This window comes from Lentzea sp. NPDC037011 (assembly GCF_055607425.1).
Genome location: NZ_JBVJRT010000003.1, coordinates 591,991 through 608,487, shown reverse-complemented (window position 1 = coordinate 608,487; position 16,497 = coordinate 591,991). Strand labels below are relative to the sequence as shown.

17 protein-coding genes are annotated in these 16,497 nt (G+C 71.1%); 7 read left to right on the top strand and 10 right to left on the bottom strand.

Annotated features, from left to right (window positions below):
* Nucleotides 1-42 precede the first annotated feature (42 nt).
* Nucleotides 43-831 carry a crotonase/enoyl-CoA hydratase family protein gene (locus tag ACZ7CH_RS11280; protein ID WP_470373752.1) on the top strand — a complete coding sequence of 263 codons (789 nt, stop codon included), beginning with the start codon at nucleotides 43-45 and terminating at the stop codon, nucleotides 829-831.
* 83 nt (nucleotides 832-914) lie between these two features.
* Here the strand turns inward: ACZ7CH_RS11280 and kstD are convergent, their stop codons facing one another.
* Genes kstD through ACZ7CH_RS11260 form a run of 4 tightly spaced genes read right to left on the bottom strand, consistent with a single transcriptional unit; the run spans nucleotide 915 to nucleotide 5,628 of the window.
* Complete coding sequence (gene kstD, locus ACZ7CH_RS11275; protein WP_470373751.1) at nucleotides 915-2,621, bottom strand: 3-oxosteroid 1-dehydrogenase; 1,707 nt, start codon at nucleotides 2,619-2,621, stop codon at nucleotides 915-917.
* Nucleotides 2,618-3,073, bottom strand: coding sequence for a pyridoxamine 5'-phosphate oxidase family protein (locus ACZ7CH_RS11270; RefSeq protein ID WP_470373750.1), 456 nt, complete (start codon nucleotides 3,071-3,073; stop codon nucleotides 2,618-2,620). Before ACZ7CH_RS11270 ends, kstD begins: the two co-directional genes overlap by 4 nt.
* Nucleotides 3,066-4,574: an acyl-CoA synthetase gene (locus ACZ7CH_RS11265; protein WP_470373749.1), complete on the bottom strand. Its 1,509-nt coding sequence runs from the start codon at nucleotides 4,572-4,574 to the stop codon at nucleotides 3,066-3,068. Before ACZ7CH_RS11265 ends, ACZ7CH_RS11270 begins: the two co-directional genes overlap by 8 nt.
* 25 nt (nucleotides 4,575-4,599) lie before the next feature.
* Complete coding sequence (locus tag ACZ7CH_RS11260; RefSeq protein ID WP_470373748.1) at nucleotides 4,600-5,628, bottom strand: LLM class F420-dependent oxidoreductase; 1,029 nt, start codon at nucleotides 5,626-5,628, stop codon at nucleotides 4,600-4,602.
* Between the two features lie 45 nt (nucleotides 5,629-5,673).
* Here ACZ7CH_RS11260 and ACZ7CH_RS11255 point away from each other — a divergent pair, with 45 nt between their 5' ends.
* Genes ACZ7CH_RS11255 through ACZ7CH_RS11235 form a run of 5 tightly spaced genes read left to right on the top strand, consistent with a single transcriptional unit; the run spans nucleotide 5,674 to nucleotide 10,126 of the window.
* Nucleotides 5,674-6,618, top strand: coding sequence for a Zn-ribbon domain-containing OB-fold protein (locus ACZ7CH_RS11255; RefSeq protein WP_470373747.1), 945 nt, complete (start codon nucleotides 5,674-5,676; stop codon nucleotides 6,616-6,618).
* A 9-nt stretch (nucleotides 6,619-6,627) separates the two neighbouring features.
* On the top strand, nucleotides 6,628-7,680 hold the full coding sequence (locus tag ACZ7CH_RS11250) for a thiolase domain-containing protein (protein WP_458431920.1): 1,053 nt from the start codon (nucleotides 6,628-6,630) through the stop codon (nucleotides 7,678-7,680).
* Nucleotides 7,681-8,826, top strand: a complete 1,146-nt coding sequence (locus ACZ7CH_RS11245; protein ID WP_360389024.1) for a thiolase domain-containing protein — start codon at nucleotides 7,681-7,683, stop codon at nucleotides 8,824-8,826.
* A complete protein-coding gene (locus tag ACZ7CH_RS11240) occupies nucleotides 8,823-9,683 on the top strand; it encodes a TIGR03619 family F420-dependent LLM class oxidoreductase (protein ID WP_470373746.1) in 861 nt (286 codons plus the stop codon). Before ACZ7CH_RS11245 ends, ACZ7CH_RS11240 begins: the two co-directional genes overlap by 4 nt.
* Nucleotides 9,680-10,126, top strand: a complete 447-nt coding sequence (locus ACZ7CH_RS11235) for a nuclear transport factor 2 family protein (protein ID WP_458431918.1) — start codon at nucleotides 9,680-9,682, stop codon at nucleotides 10,124-10,126. Before ACZ7CH_RS11240 ends, ACZ7CH_RS11235 begins: the two co-directional genes overlap by 4 nt.
* Here ACZ7CH_RS11235 and ACZ7CH_RS11230 read toward each other — a convergent pair.
* From ACZ7CH_RS11230 to ACZ7CH_RS11220, 3 genes are read right to left on the bottom strand one after another with little or no spacing between them, the layout of a single operon-like run.
* On the bottom strand, nucleotides 10,104-10,976 hold the full coding sequence (locus ACZ7CH_RS11230; protein ID WP_470373745.1) for a fructosamine kinase family protein: 873 nt from the start codon (nucleotides 10,974-10,976) through the stop codon (nucleotides 10,104-10,106). The genes ACZ7CH_RS11235 and ACZ7CH_RS11230 overlap by 23 nt on opposite strands.
* A complete protein-coding gene (locus ACZ7CH_RS11225) occupies nucleotides 10,973-11,794 on the bottom strand; it encodes an SCO6745 family protein (RefSeq protein ID WP_470373744.1) in 822 nt (273 codons plus the stop codon). Before ACZ7CH_RS11225 ends, ACZ7CH_RS11230 begins: the two co-directional genes overlap by 4 nt.
* A gap of 10 nt (nucleotides 11,795-11,804) precedes the next feature.
* Nucleotides 11,805-12,932: a steroid 3-ketoacyl-CoA thiolase gene (locus tag ACZ7CH_RS11220; protein WP_470373743.1), complete on the bottom strand. Its 1,128-nt coding sequence runs from the start codon at nucleotides 12,930-12,932 to the stop codon at nucleotides 11,805-11,807.
* A 128-nt stretch (nucleotides 12,933-13,060) separates the two neighbouring features.
* Between ACZ7CH_RS11220 and ACZ7CH_RS11215 the strand changes: the two genes are divergently transcribed.
* Nucleotides 13,061-14,287 (top strand): cytochrome P450, encoded by a 1,227-nt coding sequence (locus ACZ7CH_RS11215; protein ID WP_360389039.1) that lies wholly within the window; start codon nucleotides 13,061-13,063, stop codon nucleotides 14,285-14,287.
* Between the two features lie 15 nt (nucleotides 14,288-14,302).
* Here the strand turns inward: ACZ7CH_RS11215 and ACZ7CH_RS11210 are convergent, their stop codons facing one another.
* Genes ACZ7CH_RS11210 through ACZ7CH_RS11200 form a run of 3 tightly spaced genes read right to left on the bottom strand, consistent with a single transcriptional unit; the run spans nucleotide 14,303 to nucleotide 16,438 of the window.
* Complete coding sequence (locus ACZ7CH_RS11210) at nucleotides 14,303-14,761, bottom strand: Imm1 family immunity protein (protein ID WP_470373742.1); 459 nt, start codon at nucleotides 14,759-14,761, stop codon at nucleotides 14,303-14,305.
* A 58-nt stretch (nucleotides 14,762-14,819) separates the two neighbouring features.
* Nucleotides 14,820-15,680 carry an SDR family oxidoreductase gene (locus ACZ7CH_RS11205; RefSeq protein ID WP_360389044.1) on the bottom strand — a complete coding sequence of 287 codons (861 nt, stop codon included), beginning with the start codon at nucleotides 15,678-15,680 and terminating at the stop codon, nucleotides 14,820-14,822.
* Nucleotides 15,677-16,438, bottom strand: coding sequence for an SDR family oxidoreductase (locus ACZ7CH_RS11200; protein WP_470370518.1), 762 nt, complete (start codon nucleotides 16,436-16,438; stop codon nucleotides 15,677-15,679). Before ACZ7CH_RS11200 ends, ACZ7CH_RS11205 begins: the two co-directional genes overlap by 4 nt.
* Nucleotides 16,439-16,497: the final 59 nt, after the last annotated feature.

Sequence of the window (16,497 nt, the reverse complement as noted above, 5' to 3'; positions counted from 1 at the left end):
CAATCCCCCGTGCGGTCAGACTCGATCCAGGAGGCACCCCGGATGACGACCACTGCAGAGCCGCATTGCCTGGTGGAGCGCAGCGGGCACGTCCTCGTGGTCACGATGAACCGGCCGGAGGCGCGCAACGCGTTGTCCGGCCCGATGATGGCCATCATGCGCGAGGCGTGGGACCGCGTGGACACCGATCCCGACGTGCGCGTGTGCGTCCTGACCGGTGCGGGCGGGGCGTTCTGCGCGGGTGCGGACCTCAAGGCGATGACGCAGAACCACCCCGGCGAGACCACGGGGTACGACTTCTCGGTGATCGAGCCGCTGCTGAAGGGTCGCCGGTTGACGAAACCGCTCATCGCGGCCGTGGAGGGTCCGGCCATCGCGGGGGGAACGGAGATCCTCCAGGCGACGGACATCCGGGTGGCCGGCGAGAGCGCGCGCTTCGGCGTCTCCGAACCGCGCTGGGGCCTGTTCCCACTGGGCGGTTCGGCGGTCCGGCTGCCCCGGCAGATCCCGTACACGGTCGCGGCCGACCTGCTGCTGACCGGGCGGCACATCACGGCACCGGAGGCCAAGGAGATCGGCCTGATCGGTCACGTCGTGCCGGACGGCCAGGCGTTGACCAAGGCGATGGAGCTGGCCGCCCTGATCGCGGCGAACGGTCCGGTGGCGATCAGGGCGATCCTGCGGACCATCCGCGAGACCGAGGGCATGCACGAGAACGACGCGTTCACAGTGGACGCCCGGCTGGGCATGGAGGTGTTCCGCAGCGAGGACGCCAAGGAGGGACCGCGGGCGTTCGCGGCGAAGCGGAAGCCGGACTTCCAAGGCCGCTGACGCTCACCTCCTCGCAAGCCCCCTTGCTGCTCTGGCATCTGCAAGTAGTACTTGCAGATGCCAGAACAGCAAGGAAGGTCGGGTTAGATGTCGTTTGCGGCGATGTAGGCGAACGTCATGGCCGGGCCGATCGTCGAACCCGCGCCGGCGTAGCTGCGGCCCATCACCGCGGAGCTCACGTTGCCCGCCGCGTACAGGCCCGGGATCACCGAGCCGTCCGGCCGCAGCACCCGAGCGCGCGCGTCGGTGACCATGCCGCCCTTGGTGCCGAGGTCGCCAGGAACGATCTTGAACGCGTAGAACGGCGGCGCCCACAACGGTGCCAGGCACGAGTTCGGGATGACCGCCGGGTCGGTGTAGTAGTGGTCGTAGGCGCTGTCGCCGCGGTGGAAGTCGGTGTCACGGCCGGAGAACGCCTGGTTGTTGAACCGGCTCACGGTCGCCTTCAACGCGGCCGCGGGCACGCCGATCGCCGATGCCAGGCCGTCCAGCGACCAGTTCCTCACCACCGCGCCGTTCTGGTACCAGCCGTCCGGCAACGGCAGCGCGGGCGCGACGTCGGCGAACAGGTAGCGGTTGCGGTAGTTCTGGTCGACCACCAGCCACGCCGGGATGCACGGCGCGGAGGGGTTCTTGTCGTACATGACGTGCACGACGTCGCTGTAGGGCGCGGCCTCGTTGACGAACCGCTGCCCGAGCTGGTTGATCATCAACCCGCCCGGCAGCGTGCGCTCGGCGAGGCAGAAGTACGGCGAGCCGGGTACCGGGATCGCGGGGCCCCACCAGGCGTCGTCCATGAGGTCGAACGCGGCACCGAGGCGTTGGCCGGCGCGGTGGCCGTCGCCGGTGTTCTCCTTGGCGCCCACGGTCCACTGGGTGCCGATCGGCTGTTGCTGGTACTGCGCGCGCATGGCCGCGTTGTGCTCGAAACCGCCCGAACCCATGATCACGCCACGACGGGCGCGCACGAGTCCACGTGAGGTCACGACGCCACGCACGGCACCACCGACCACGTGCAGGTCGACCAACGGCGTGTTCAGCCACACCGGCACACCGGCCTGCATCAGCCCCAGCCGCAACGCACCGGCCAGCGACTGGCCCATGGTCAACGGCTTCTGCCCGGCCAGCGCGGCAGCGGTACCGCGGGCCAGCGCGGCGGCGGCCACCGCGGCGCCCTTCGCGTTCACCAGGGCCAGCGCCAGCCACTTGTAGTCGGCGCTGAAGATGACCATGCCCGGCGGCACGGCGAGGTACGGCGGGTTGAGGTTCGCGAGCTCGGCGCCGAGGAGGGTGCCGTCGAACACGTCCGGCTCGATGGAACGACCGCGCGCGATGCCGCCGGGGTACTCCGGGTAGTAGTCGCTGTAGCCGTCCATGTACCGGAACCGCAGCGGGCTGTTGCGCAGCAAGAACGAGATCATCCGCGGCCCGGCGCTCAGGTAGGCCTGCTGTCGTGCCGGCGGGATGTCGCCCACCACGGCCGACAGGTACTGCGCGGCCTTCGCCGGGGTGTCCTGGACGCCCGCGGCGAGGATCACCTCGTTGTTCGGGATCCAGATGCCCGCGCCGGAGCGTGCGGCGGAACCACCGAACGTCGGCGCCTTCTCCACCACCACGACGCTCAGCCCGCGTTTGGCGGCGGTCAGCGCGGCGGTCATGCCGGCGGCGCCCGACCCGACCACCACCACGTCGTACTCACCGAGGTCCGCCTCGGCGGTACCGGTGTGCACGAGGCCGGAGGCCAGCGCGAGGCCTGCTCCGGCGAGCACCTGACGGCGGTTCAGGGTCATGGGGTCACTCCCGACATCAGCTTCCGGTGGTCCCAGCTGGCCGTCCTGGCCGGACGGAAGATCACGGCCACGCGCCGCGCCATGGCCTTGCGCAGGGCGTCCCGCTCGGCGTCGGACGAGCCGACCTCGCCGAAGTTGCGCGCCACCACCGCGTCGACCACGCGGCCGAGGTCGGGTGTGAACTCGGTGACGCCCTCCATGTGCACGCCGCGCAGCTGGTCGTAGGTCTCCCCCGCCTCGGCGAGCACGCTGCACCGCGGTTCGCGGCGCAGGTTCACGACCTTCTGCGACTTGCGGTCGGTGCAGAACACGATCTCGCCGTCCAGCCACGCGAACCACATCGGCGCCAGGTGCGGCAGGCCGTCGCGCCCGATGGTCGCCACGACCAACGTCTTCTGCCCGGCGAGGAACGCGTCGACCTCGGCCGGGGTCATCCTGATGCGGTCACGCATCGCGCAGTTTCCGCTTGTACAGCTTGCCGTTCGGGTCGCGCGGCAGCTCGGCCAGGTACTCGATCGTGCGCGGCAGCTTGAACTTCGCGAGCCGGGTGCGGGCGAACTCCAGCAGCTCGTCGGTCAGCTCCTGGCCGGGTTCGACGCCGTCGACCGGCTGCACGACCGCCTTGACCTGCTCGCCCCAGTCCGGGTGCGGGATGCCGAAGACGGCCACGTCGGCGACCTTCGGGTGGCACACCAGCTCGCCCTCGACCTCGGCCGGGTAGATGTTGACCCCGCCGGAGATGATCATGTCGTTCTTCCGGTCGCACAGGAACAGGTAGCCGTCCTCGTCGAGGTACCCGACGTCCTGCAACGTGAACAGCTTGCCGACGCGGGCAGCGCGGGTCTTCTCGGCGTCCTTGTGGTACTCGAACGTCGCGTCGCCCATCCGCAGGTAGACCAAGCCGCGCTCACCGGCGCGCAGCTCGTTCCCGTCCTCGTCCAGAACCTTGATCTCCGACGTGGGCCACGGCAGTCCGACCGATCCGGGCTTGCGCAGCCACTCCTGCGCGCTGATCACCGTGCCGCCGCCCTCGGTCGCCGCGTAGTACTCGATCACGACCGGTCCCCACCAGTCGAGCATCCTGCGCTTGACCTCGACCGGGCACGGCGCGGCGCCGTGGATCATCGCGCGCAACGACGACAGGTCGTACCTGCCCTTCACCTCGTCGGGCAGCGCGAGCAGGCGGTGGAACTGGGTCGGCACCATGTGGCTGTGGGTGACCTTGTGCCGTTCGATCAGCCGCAGCATGTCCTCGGGGTCCCAGTGGTCCATCAGCACGGTGGTGTGCCCGAGCTGGATGGAGATGACGACGAAGTTGAGCACCGCCGTGTGGTAGAGCGGCGACCCGCACAGGTGCACGTGCCCGTCGAACGGCCGCAGGCCGAAGATGCCGAAGAACCACGGCGCCGAGCCGGGTACGACGTCCGGGTCGGCGCCGGTCAACGGCCTGCGCACGCCCTTGGGCCGCCCGGTGGTGCCGGAGGTGTAGAGCATCGGCGACCCGGTCGTGCGAACGTCGGGCCGGCCCTCTTCGCCCTCGCCGAGACTCCCCAACGGCCGGAAGCCGTCGATCTCGCCCACCGCGAACTTCGCTTCGGACGGCAGACCCGCCGCTGCTTCGGCCACTGCGGCGGCGAAGCGTTCATGACCGACGAACGCCTTGGCACCGCTGTCCTGCACGAGGTAGGCCACCTCGGCGCCGGTCAGGTGCCAGTTCGCCATCACGACGTAGAGACCGGTCTGGTAGGCGGCGAAGTACACCGCCACGAGCTCGGCGCTGTTGGGCAGCATCAGCACGATGCTGTCGCCGGGTGTCAGCCCCAGGGCCTGGAACCCCCGGCCGTACCGGTTCGCCTCCGCCGCCAGCTCCCGGTAGGTGGTCCCACGGCCGCCGGGGTCGACCAACGCGGTCAGGTCCGGCTGCTCCGACGCGGTGTTCCAGAGTCCTGCCACTCCCTCAAAGTAGAACGTGTTTCATCTACTGACAAGCCTCGGAGACGGCCTTGATCGAGTCGGTGTCGCGGCAGCCGACGAGCAACTGGGTGACCCCGGCGGCCTCCCACCGGGCGACCTCCGCGCGCACCTCCTCGGCGCTGCCGACGATGCTGATCTCGCGCACCAGCTCGTCCGGGACCACCTGCGCCGCCTCGTCCTTGCGTCCCGCCCGGTAGAGCTTGCCGATGTCGGCGACGACCTCGCCGTATCCCATGCGGGTGAACACCTCGGCGTGGAAGTTCATCCCGGGCGCACCCATCCCGCCGATGTACAGGGCGACGAACGGCTTCAGGAACCCGCGCACGCCAACGGGATCGTCGGTCACGACCACCTGGCAGGTGGCGGCAACCTCGAAGTCCGCCCGCGTGCGCCCCGCTTTCGCCAGTCCCTCCTCCAGCCATTCGTCGTACATGCCGGCCAGGCGCGGCGCGTAGTAGATCGCGAGCCACCCGTCGGCGATCTCCGCTGCCAGCGCCACGTTCTTCGGCCCCTCGGCACCCAGCCAGATCGGCAGGCCGGCGCGCAGCGGGTGGGTGATCGGCTTGAGCGGCTTGCCCAGCCCCAGCGCACCCGGCCCCCGGTACGGCAACGGGTAGTGCGGACCGGCGTTGGTCACCGGCGCCTCGCGGGCCAGCACCTGCCGCAGCACCGACAGGTACTCCCTGGTCCTGGCCAGCGGTTTCGCGAACGGCTGCCCGTACCAGCCCTCCACCACCTGAGGGCCGGAGACGCCCAGCCCGAGGACGAACCGCCCGCCGGACAGGTGGTCCAGCGTCAACGCGTGCATCGCGCACGCGGCCGGTGTGCGCGCGGACATCTGCACGACCGACGTGCCGAGCCGGACCCGTCGGGTGGCAGATCCCCACCACGCCAACGGGGTGAAGGCGTCGGAGCCCCAGGCCTCCGCGGCGAACACCGCGTCGAACCCGCACTCCTCCGCCGCCGCCACGAGTTCGGGGGCGTTCGCGGGCGGCGCAGCGCCCCAGTAGCCGAGCTGCAGACCGAGCTTCATGCCGCCATCTTGCCACCATTTCGAGAACCTGTTTCACTTTGATCTGTGCCTAGGCCCCTGAGTGCTTCGCTGGACGTGGGCTTCGACTACACGCGCTCGACCGGACCCACGCTCGGCCGCTTCCTCTCCGACCTCCGCCGCAGGAAGGTCACCGGCATCCGCGGCGCGGACGGCCGTGTGCACGTGCCGCCGCTGGAGTACGACCCGGTGACCGCCGAGCGGCTGACGGAGTTCGTGGACGTGGCCTCGACCGGTGTCGTGCGCGGGTGGTCGTGGATTCCCGAACCGCTGGAAGGCCAGCCGCTGGACCGCCCGTTCGCGTGGGCGCTGGTCCAGCTCGACGGCGCCGACACGTCGATGCTGCACGCCGTTGACGCGGGATCACCCGACCGGATCTCCACCGGCGCCCGCGTCCGGGTGCGCTGGCGCGACGACCGGGTCGGCGCGATCACCGACATCGAGTGCTTCGAGCTGTCCGGCGAACCGGGCGACGAGCCGGTCGAGGCCGACGACGTCACCATGGTCACGACCCCGGTGCACCTGCACTACACGCACACCGCGTCGCCGACCGAGGACCCGTTCCTGCGCGGGCTCATGGAGGGGCGGCTGGTCGCGCAACGCTGCCCCGCGTGCGAGAAGGTGTACTTCCCGCCACGGCCGGCCTGCCCGACCGACGGTGTGCCCACAGCCGATCCGGTCGAGCTGTCCGACCGCGGCACGATCACGACGTTCTGCGTGGTCAACGTGCCTTTCCTGGGCCAGCGCATCCCGCCGCCGTACGTCTCGGCGTACGTGCTGCTCGACGGCGCGGACATCCCGTTCCTGCACCTGCTCCTGGGCGTCGCGCCCGAGGACGTGCGGATGGGCATGCGCGTCGAGGCGGTGTGGAAGCCGCGTGCGGAGTGGGGCCCGACGATGCAGAACATCGACCACTTCACGCCCTCCGGTGAGCCGGACGCGCCGTTCGACTCCTACTCCCAGCACCTGTGAGGGGCCCGCATGCGTGACGTCGCTGTGGTCGGTTTCGCGCAGACGCCCTGCGTGCGCGAGACCGACGGCACCACCAACGGTGTCGAGATGCTGGTGCCGATCTTCCACGAGGTGCTCGGCGGGCTCGGCCTCACGAAGTCCGACATCGGGTTCTGGTGCTCGGGCTCGTCGGACTACCTGGCGGGGCGGGCGTTCTCGTTCGTGTCCGCCGTGGACGCCATCGGCGCGTTCCCGCCGATCATGGAGTCGCACGTCGAGATGGACGCGGCGTGGGCGTTGTACGAGGCGTGGGTGAAGCTGCGGTGCGGTGAGGTGGACACGGCCCTGGTGTACGGGTTCGGCAAGTCGTCGGCCGGACAGCTGCGGCGGGTCATGGCGATGCAGCTCGACCCGTACGTCGTGACGCCGCTGTGGCCGGACTCCCTGGGTCTGGCGGGCATCCAGGCGCGGATGGGCATCGAGAACGGCCTGTGGAGCGAACGCGCGATGGCCGAGGTGGCCGCGCGGTCGCGTGCGGCGGCGATGTCGAACCCGCTGGCGCAGCTGTCCGGACCGGTGTCACCGGAGGACCTGCTCGACGAGCCGTACGTGGCGGATCCGTTGCGGCGGCACGACTGCGCGCCGATCACCGACGGTGCCTCGACGATCGTGCTGGCCGCCGGTGACCGGGCACGCGAACTGTGCGAGCGACCGGCGTGGATCACCGGGTTCGAGCACCGGGTCGACTCGCCGTCGTTCGGCACGCGCGACCTCACGGCGTCCCCGTCTGCGGTGGCCGCGGGCAAGGCGGCCGGTGCGGACGGGGTCGAGGTCGCCGAGCTGCACGCGCCGTTCACGCACCAGGAGCTGCTGCTGAGCCAGGCGCTCGGGCTCGGCGACAGCACGGTCAACCCGTCCGGCGGGGTGCTCGCCGGCAACCCGATGTTCGCGGCGGGCCTGTCGCGGATCGGCGAGGCGGCCCGCCGGGTGCACGACGGCACGGCCGCGAAGGTGCTCGGGCACGCCACCAGCGGGCCGCTGCTGCAGCAGAACCTGGTCTGCGTGATGGAAGGGCGGGACTAGATGCGACCGGCAGCTGTGGTCGGCACCGGCCAGACGCACCACGCCGCGAAACGGCTCGACGTGTCGATGGCGGGCCTGTGCCGCGAGGCGGTCGACCGCGCGATGGCCGACGCCGGCGTGGACTGGCCGGACATCGACGCCGTGGTGCTCGGCAAGGCACCGGACCTGTTCGAGGGCGTGATGATGCCCGAGCTGTTCCTCGCGGACGCGCTGGGAGCGGTCGGGAAACCGCTGCTGCGCGTGCACACCGCGGGCTCGGTCGGCGGCAGCACGGCGAACGTGGCCGCGTCGCTGGTCCAGGCCGGGGTGCACGAGCGCGTGCTGGCCGTGGCGTTCGAGAAGCAGTCGGAGTCGAACGCGATGTGGGCGCTGTCGGTGCCGACGCCGTTCACGATGCCGGTGCACGCGGGCGCGGGCGGGTACTTCGCGCCGCACGTGCGCTCCTACATCCGCCGTTCCGGCGCACCCGAGCACGTCGGCGCGATGGTCGCCGCCAAGGACCGCCGCAACGGTGCCATGAACCCGTACGCGCACCTGAAGCAACCCGGCATCACGGTCGAGTCGGTGCGGGCGTCGCAGATGCTGTGGGACCCGATCCGCTACGACGAGACGTGCCCGTCCTCGGACGGCGCCTGCGCGGTCGTGATCTCCGCCGAGCCGACGTCGTCGCGCGCGGCCTGGGTTCACGCCACCGCGATGCGCACCGAGCCCACGACGTTCGCCGGGCGCGACCAGGTCAACCCGCGGGCCGGTCAGGACGCGGCACGGGCGTTGTGGCGGCAGGCAGGCATCACCGACCCGCTGTCCGAAGTGGACGCGGCCGAGATCTACGTGCCGTTCTCCTGGTTCGAGCCGATGTGGCTGGAGAACCTGGGCTTCACCGAGGCCGGGCAGGGCTGGAAGCTCACCGAGGCCGGCGAGACCGAGATCGGCGGGCGGCTGCCGGTGAACCCGAGCGGCGGCGTGCTGTCGTCGAACCCGATCGGCGCGTCCGGGCTGCTGCGGTTCGCCGAGGCCGCGATGCAGGTCATGGGCACGGCCGGCGATCACCAGGTCGACGGGGCGCGGCGTGCGCTGGGGCACGCGTACGGCGGTGGGTCGCAGTTCTTCGCCATGTGGGTCGTCGGATCGGAGAAGCCAGCATGAAGTTCACCGTCGGCATCGCCATGAGCCCGCTCGACCAGCTGACCGAGCTGGCCCGGTGCGCCGAGGAGTGCGGGTACGCCTCGATCGCGTTGCCGGACTCGCTGTTCTTCTCGGAGGAGGTGTCCGCGGACTACCCGTACACCCCGGACGGCTCGCGGATGTGGAACGCCGAGACGCCGTGGGTGGACCCGTTCGTGGCCGCGGCGGCGATGGGCGCGGTGACCTCGCGCATCCGCTTCTACACGCAGGTGCTGAAGCTCGGCTCGCGCAACCCGTTGCTGCTGGCCCGCCAGATCGGTTCGGTCGCGCACCTGACCGGCAACCGGTTCGGGCTCGGTCTCGGGCTCGGCTGGTCCCCGGAGGAGTTCGAGTGGTGCGGTGTGCCCTTCAAGAACCGGGGACCGCGGGTCGACGAGATGATCGACGTGCTCAAGCTGGTGCTGGGCGGTGGGATGGTCGAGTACCACGGCGACTACTTCGACTTCGACCGGTTGCAGATGTCGCCGGCACCGACCGCGCCCGTGCCGTTCTACGTCGGCGGCCACTCCCCCGCGGCGTTGAAGCGCGCCGCACGCGTCGGCGACGGCTGGACCTCGGCGATGATCAGGTTCGAGGAGCTGAGGTCGGTGATCGCGCAGCTCGGGGACCTCGGGGCGTTCGAGCGGCCGTTCGAGGTCCAGGCGGTGTGCGTCGACCGGTTCGGGCTCGACGGGTACCGGCAGCTGGAGGAGATCGGCGTGACCGACGTGATCGTGCTGCCGTGGCTGTTCCACGGCGTCGGGTTCGACGGGTCGGTGGAGGCGAAGAAGGACGGGTTGCGGCGGTTCGCCGACGAGGTGCTGAAGGAGTTCTCATGACCGCGGTGAGCTGGAACGCCTCGAAGGCGGAGACCCCGGCGCGGGTGGCGTCGTGGAGGTCTATGGACGCCGTGACGCGCGGGGCGAAGGACGAGTGGCTCGCGCTGTTCGCCGAGGACGCGGTGGTCGAGGACCCGGTCGGCCCGTCGATGTTCGACGCGGAGGGCAAGGGCCACCACGGCAAGGAGGCCATCTCCGCGTTCTGGGACCTCGCCATCGCCAACGTCGAGCGGTTCGAGTTCACGGTGCACGACTCGTTCGCGGCGGGATCGGAGTGCGCGAACGTCGGCGTGATCTCCGCGTTCCTGCCCGGTGGCGCGCGCGTCGACACCGAGGGTGTGTTCGTCTACAACGCCGGCGAGGACGGGTTGATCAGGTCGGTGCGCGCGTTCTGGGAGACCGAGCGCGCGATGGCCACGTTCACCCAGCCCGGAACGGCTTGAGCAGGGCGCGGACCTGGTCCGCGGCGCCCCAGCCGTGGTCGAACATGGCGATGAGGGCGAGGCTCTGGCGCAGCTGGACCACCGGCATCCGGCTGCGCCAGTCGTCGTCCAGGCCGGTCAGCTCCGCGTAGACGGCGAAGAACCGCTTCGCCTCCGGCGGGTGCGGGGAGCACCACAGGTGGGCCAGGTCGACCTCGGCCCAGGTGTACGACACCGCCGGGTCGATCACCGCGGGCCGGCCGTCCGCGGTGGCCAGGACGTTCTGGGCCCACAGGTCGCCGTGGGTCAGGCAGGCCGGGTTCGCCGGCAGCAGCTCGGGCAGCCGGTCGCAGAGCCGTTCCAGGGCGCGCCGGTCGCGTTCGTCGAGCGCCGCCCTGACCCGCCGCTCCGGCAGCCAGCGCAGCAGGCGGTGCCGCGCGAAGAACTCGTGCCCGTCGGCGGTCCAGGTGTTGACCTGCCGGTAGCGGCCGAGCCAGTTGTCGTGCTCCCAGCCGAACCGGTCGTGCACCGTCGAGGTGTGCAGCCGGGCGAGCGCGTGGGCGAGCTGCTCCCAGAACGCTTCCTCGGTCGGCCGTTCGCGCAGCACCGACAGCGCCAGCAGGTCGCGGGTCACGAGGACGACCTCGGGCGTGGTGAGCCCGCCGCGTTCCCGCAGCGCCCGCAGCCCGTCCGCCTCGGCCGCGAACAGGTCGGCCGCGGGCACGTCGGCGAACGACTTCACGAACAGCGGCGGGCCCGGGTCCCTGACGGCGATGCCCGCGACCGCCGCGAGGCCGCCCTCGACCGGTTCCACGGCCGTGACGTCGGTCAGTCCGGCGGTGTGGAGGCGGTCGAGCAGCAGGGCGGTCACCGCGACCCGGCAGCCGCGAGCACCGCGCTGATCGGTTCCAGCTCGGTGACCAGCTCGTCGAGCTCGTCCGGGGTGAGGGCCTCGTAGGGCGCCTCGGCGAGCTCGTCGGTGAGGGCCTCGATGCTCTGCTGCAGCGCGCGACCGGCGTCGGTGAACCGGCCGTCCTCGACCAGGCCCCGGTCGCGCAGGCCCGCCATGACCGCCGCCAGCCGGTCCTGCGGCAGGTGGTGGATGCGGCCGAACGACTCGGGCGGGTGGACGCCCATCGCGATGGCACTGACGACGTGCGCCTCCGTGCCGCCGACGCGGTGGGTGACGAGGGCCGCGACGTGCCCGTCGCCGCGGTGCTCGCGCAGCACGGTCGCGGAGTGCCACAGCCGGGTGAGCGGGTCGGCCGGAATCGGCAGCGCGCGCATCCCGGCGTACATCACCCGGCCGTCGGTGGGCGCGCTCGTGGCGGCCTTCGTGGTGAGGTCGGCGGCCCGGTGCACGCCCTCCGCGCCGGCCAGGTCGCCCAGGATTCGGCGCAGCGAGGCCACGCTGCCGCGTTCCCGTGCGACGAGGGACTCCTCAGCCGGGATCTTCTCCCACGCGCTCGGGATGTGCCGTGCGGCCTCGCCGGGGCCGAAGTTGTAGAACGCCGCGTGCACGACCTCCGCCGGCACGCGCCCCAGCGGTGCGGCACGGCTGGCGAAGTAGCCGCTCCAGTAGTTGCGGTGGCCGAGAGCGGCGTACTCCTCGCCAACCTCGTCCTCCATGTACGTGACGAGGCAGATCGGTTCGAGGAGCTCGTGCATGCGACGGGCGGTTCGGGCCATGCGCTCCAATCTAGAGCCGTTCGATGATCGTCCCGGTCGCCAGCGCACCACCCGCGCACATCGTGACCAACGCCGTCGTGCCGTCCCTGCGCTCCAGCTCGTGCAACGCCGTGGTGATCAGCCGGGTGCCGGTGCTGCCGACGGGGTGGCCGAGCGCGATGGCGCCGCCGTTGACGTTGACCCGGTCGAGGGTGGGCCGGTGCACCGCCGCCCACGACAGCACGACGGACGCGAACGCCTCGTTGACCTCGAACAGGTCGATGTCGCCGATCTTCATGCCGCTGCGGTCGAGCAGCCGGTTCGTGGCGTCCACCGGCCCGTCCAGGTGGTAGTACGGGTCCGACCCGACCAGGCACTGCGTGACGATGCGGGCCCGCGGCCGCAGCCCGTGGGCCCGCGCCCAGGCCTCGTCGACGACCATCACCGCGCTGGCGCCGTCGGAGATCTGCGAGGACGTGCCCGCCGTGTGCACGCCGCCGGGGACCACCGGTTTCAACGCCGCCAGCTTCTCGAGGCTGGTCTCGCGCAGGCCCTGGTCGGTGTCGACGAGCTCCTGCCCGACCTTGACCGGCACCACCTCGGCGGCGAACCGCCCCTCTGCCCACGCCCGGCGAGCCTTGGTCTGCGAGGCGACGCCGAACCGGTCGACCTCCTCGCGCCCGATGCCGCGGCGGGCGGCCACCCGTTCGGCCGCCACGAACTGGTCGGGCAGGTCGATGCTCCACGACTCGGGCCGCGGCATCCCGGAGTCGCCGATGTTGGCCCGCAGCGGCACCCGGCTCATCGCCTCGACCCCGCAGGCGATGCCCACGTCGATCGCGCCGGTGGCGACCAGGCCGGCGACCAGGTGGGTGGACTGCTGCGCCGACCCGCACTGGCAGTCGACGGTGGTGCAGCCCGTCGTCCGCGGCAGTCCGGCGTGCAGCCAGGCCGTGCGCGTGATGTTGTTGGACTGTTCACCCGCCTGGGTGACCGTGCCGCCGATGACCTGTTCTACAGCGGACGGGTCGACTCCGGTCCGGTCGAGCAGACCCCGCTGTGCCGCACCGAGGAGCTCGGCGGCGTGCAGACCGGACAACCAGCCGTCACGCTTGCCGATGGGCGTGCGCACCGCTCCCACGATCACCGGACTCCCCACGCGGGCCTCCCCTCGCCAAAGAACTAGAACACGTTCCTTTTGCTGACCAGCTTGGCCGCATGGGGGCTTCACCACAAGCTACAACCGTGTTTGAATCGGTTAGAACGCGTTACAGCTAGGAGGTGCTCGTGAGCAAGCCGCGCATCCCGGAGGGCTTCGACTTCACCGACCCAGACATGTACGCGACCCGCCTGCCGTTCGAGGAGTTCGCCGAGCTCAGGCAGACCGCGCCGATCTGGTGGAACGCCCACCCGCACGGTCAGGGCGGGTTCGCCGACGACGGGTTCTGGGTCGTGTCGAAGCACGCCGACGTCAAGGAGGTGTCGCGCAACAGCGAGCTCTTCTCGAGCTGGGAGAACACCGCGATCATCCGGTTCGCCGACGACCTGCCGCGCGACCGCATCGAGATGCAGCGGCTCCTGCTGCTGAACATGGACCCGCCGGTGCACACCAAACAGCGCGGCATCATCTCCCGCGGCTTCACGCCCAGGGCGATCAACGGTCTGCGCGCGGCCCTGAGCGCGAGGGCCGAGCAGATCGTGACCGAGGCGAAGGAGAAGGGCTCCGGCAACTTCGTCACCGACGTCGCGTGCGAACTGCCCCTGCAGGCGATCGCGGAGCTGATCGGCGTCCCGCAGGAGGACCGCCGCAAGATCTTCGACTGGTCGAACCAGATGATCTCCTACGACGACCCGGAGATCGACGACGACCCGCTGACCGCCGCGACCGAGCTGCTCGGCTACTCCTGGACCATGGCCGAGGACCGCCGTTCGTGCCCGCGCGAGGACATCGTCACGAAGCTCGTCCAGGCCGATGTGGACGGTGCGGGCCTCAAGTCGGAGGAGTTCGGCTTCTTCGTGCTGCTGCTGGCCGTCGCCGGCAACGAGACCACCCGCAACGCCATCACGCACGGCATGAAGGCGTTCTTCGACCACCCCGACCAGTGGGAGCTCTTCAAGGCCGAACGCCCGGCCACCGCCGCCGACGAGATCGTCCGCTACGCCACGCCGGTGGTCGTGTTCCAGCGCACCGCGACCCAGGACACCTCGCTCAGCGGCGTGGAGATCAAGAAGGGCCAGCGGGTCGGCCTGTTCTACTCGTCCGCGAACTTCGACGAGGAGGTCTTCGACCACCCGGAGCGGTTCGACATCACCCGCGACCCCAACCCGCACCTGGGGTTCGGCGGCAACGGCGCCCACTTCTGCATCGGGGCCAACCTGGCGCGGCTGGAGATCGACCTGATCTTCAACGCCATCGCGGACCACATGCCGGACATCCGGGAGGCCGGGGCACCGCGGCGGCTGCGGTCGGGGTGGTTGAACGGGATCAAGGAGTTCCAGGTCGAGTACGACTGAGGCCGGAGCCGCCGGTCAGGAGACCTGGGTCTCCTGCCACTCCACGCACGTCGGGCGCTCGCCGGTCTGGCGGAACTCCTCCAGGGCGGCGAGCAGGTGCGGGACGGGCAGGGCCGCGTCGGCCGGGAACGGCGTCTTGGTGTCGGTGTCGACGTAGAGCGTCGGGGCGCCGGGAACGGGCGCTTCGGCGCGGGTCGCGTACACGCCGGTGGAGGTGTCATCAGCGGGGCGAGGCGCACGGGACTTGGGGCTGTGGAACAGCAGGGCCCCGACCTGCTCCAGCGGGGCGACCACGAGCTCGACCAGCGCGTCCGGGCGTTCCCGGGCGGTGATCCGCACCGTGTGCGGCTGCGCGAGGTTGAGGACGTGGGTCAGCACGGCTTCGAGTTCGGGGCCGGAGGTGACCTCCACCGGGTCGTCCTGACCATCGGCGTCATCGGCTCGGTGGTACCGGACGTCCAGCGTGTGAGTCATTCGGCGCACCTCCCAGGCGTTGCGGAGGACGCTACCGGATCTTGTACCCGCGCGCGGGTCAGGCGCCGTACACCGGCACCGGCCGGTGGCCGGCCACCAGGTCGCGCACCACCGGCCCGAGCTCCTCCGGCGCCCACCGCTCCCCCTTGTCGGCCTCCCGCCCCCGCTGCCACCCGTCGACCAGGCAGATCCGCCCGCCGTCGACCTCGAACATCTTCCCGGTGACGTCACCGGACTCCGCGCTGCCCAGCCACACCACCAGCGGTGACACGTTCTCCGGGGCCATCGCGTCGAAGCCGTGGTCCGGCGCGGCCATCGTGTCGAACACGTGCTCGGTCATGCGGGTGCGGGCGGCGGGGGCGATCGAGTTCACCGTGACCCCGTAGCGGGCCAGTTCCGCCGCCGCCACCAGGGTCAGCGCCGCGATGCCCGCCTTGGCGGCCGAGTAGTTCGCTTGGCCGACGCTGCCGAACAGGCCCGCGCCCGAGGACGTGTTGATCACCCGGCCGGACACCGTGCCGCCGTCCTTCGCCACGGCGCGCCAGTGCGCCGCCGCGTGGTGCAGGGGTGCGAAGTGGCCCTTGAGGTGCACGCGGACGACCTCGTCCCACTCGTCCTCGGCGCAGCTCACGATCATGCGGTCGCGCACGACGCCCGCGTTGTTCACGAGCACGTCCACGCCGCCGAACGCGTCCACAGCCGCCTCTACCACCCGGCGAGCGCCCGCCCAGGTGCCCACGTCGTCGGTGTTCACCACCGCCCGCGGACCGATCTGAGCCGCCACCTCGCCGGCCACCTCAGCCGACAGGTCGTTCACCACGACCCGCGCACCGGCTTCGGCGAACGCCAAGGCGTGCGCGCGGCCGATGCCGCGGCCCGCACCCGTGACGACCACGACCCGGTCCTCGCACAACGTCATGACGAACCCCCATCGGTCTGGGCGGCGGCCAGGAAGGCGGGCACCTCTCCCCCGCCGTGCACCGGCAGGGTCGCGCCCGTGACGTAAGAAGCAAGCGGTGAAGCGAGGAACACGGCACACGCGCCGACCTCGTCCGGTGACGCGAGACGGCCCAACGGCACGGTGCGCGCGACCGCCGCGATACCGGCTTCATCGCCATAGTGCAGGTGGGACTGTTCGGTGCGTACGAGACCCACGGCCAGAGCGTTCACACGGACCCGTGGCGCCCATTCGACGGCAAGCGAGGCGGTCAGGTTCTCCAGACCGGCCTTGGCGGCACCGTAAGCCGCGGTGCCGGGAGAGGGACGGCGGCCGCTGATGCTGCTGACCATCACGATCGAGCCGCCACCCTCCTGGTCGCGCATCACGGCGTACGCGGCCTGCGAGACCAGCAGCGGCGCCAGGAGGTTCAGCTCGACGACCTTTTCGTGGAACCGCGGCGAGGCCTGGTCCGCGAGGGCGAACGGCGCACCGCCCGCGTTGTTCACCACCGCGTCCAGCCGGCCGTGCCGCGCGACGATCGAGGACACCAGCGCGGCGACCTGGTCTGCGTCCCGGACGTCGCACGGGACAAAAGACGCGCCCGGTACCTCGGCGGGACGGCGGGCGCAGGTCACCACCACGGCACCGGCCGCCAGGAACGCGCGGGTGATGCCGGCGCCGACACCCCGCACGCCGCCCGTCACCAGGACCACTGATCCGTCGAGGTCGAGTTCCACTCCGCACCTACCCCGGTTGCTCCGGCACTGCTAAGTTACCAAGCAATCGCTTGGTTTGG

Coding starts and splice junctions, on each gene's coding strand:
- ACZ7CH_RS11260 (WP_470373748.1), bottom strand. CDS start 5,628: ATGAAGCTCGGTCTGCAGCTCGGCTACTGGGGCGCTGCGCCGCCCGCG.
- ACZ7CH_RS11250 (WP_458431920.1), top strand. CDS start 6,628: ATGCGTGACGTCGCTGTGGTCGGTTTCGCGCAGACGCCCTGCGTGCGC.
- ACZ7CH_RS11270 (WP_470373750.1), bottom strand. CDS start 3,073: ATGCGTGACCGCATCAGGATGACCCCGGCCGAGGTCGACGCGTTCCTC.
- ACZ7CH_RS11280 (WP_470373752.1), top strand. CDS start 43: ATGACGACCACTGCAGAGCCGCATTGCCTGGTGGAGCGCAGCGGGCAC.
- ACZ7CH_RS11210 (WP_470373742.1), bottom strand. CDS start 14,761: ATGACTCACACGCTGGACGTCCGGTACCACCGAGCCGATGACGCCGAT.
- ACZ7CH_RS11245 (WP_360389024.1), top strand. CDS start 7,681: ATGCGACCGGCAGCTGTGGTCGGCACCGGCCAGACGCACCACGCCGCG.
- ACZ7CH_RS11240 (WP_470373746.1), top strand. CDS start 8,823: ATGAAGTTCACCGTCGGCATCGCCATGAGCCCGCTCGACCAGCTGACC.
- kstD (WP_470373751.1), bottom strand. CDS start 2,621: ATGACCCTGAACCGCCGTCAGGTGCTCGCCGGAGCAGGCCTCGCGCTG.
- ACZ7CH_RS11205 (WP_360389044.1), bottom strand. CDS start 15,680: ATGACGTTGTGCGAGGACCGGGTCGTGGTCGTCACGGGTGCGGGCCGC.
- ACZ7CH_RS11235 (WP_458431918.1), top strand. CDS start 9,680: ATGACCGCGGTGAGCTGGAACGCCTCGAAGGCGGAGACCCCGGCGCGG.
- ACZ7CH_RS11225 (WP_470373744.1), bottom strand. CDS start 11,794: ATGGCCCGAACCGCCCGTCGCATGCACGAGCTCCTCGAACCGATCTGC.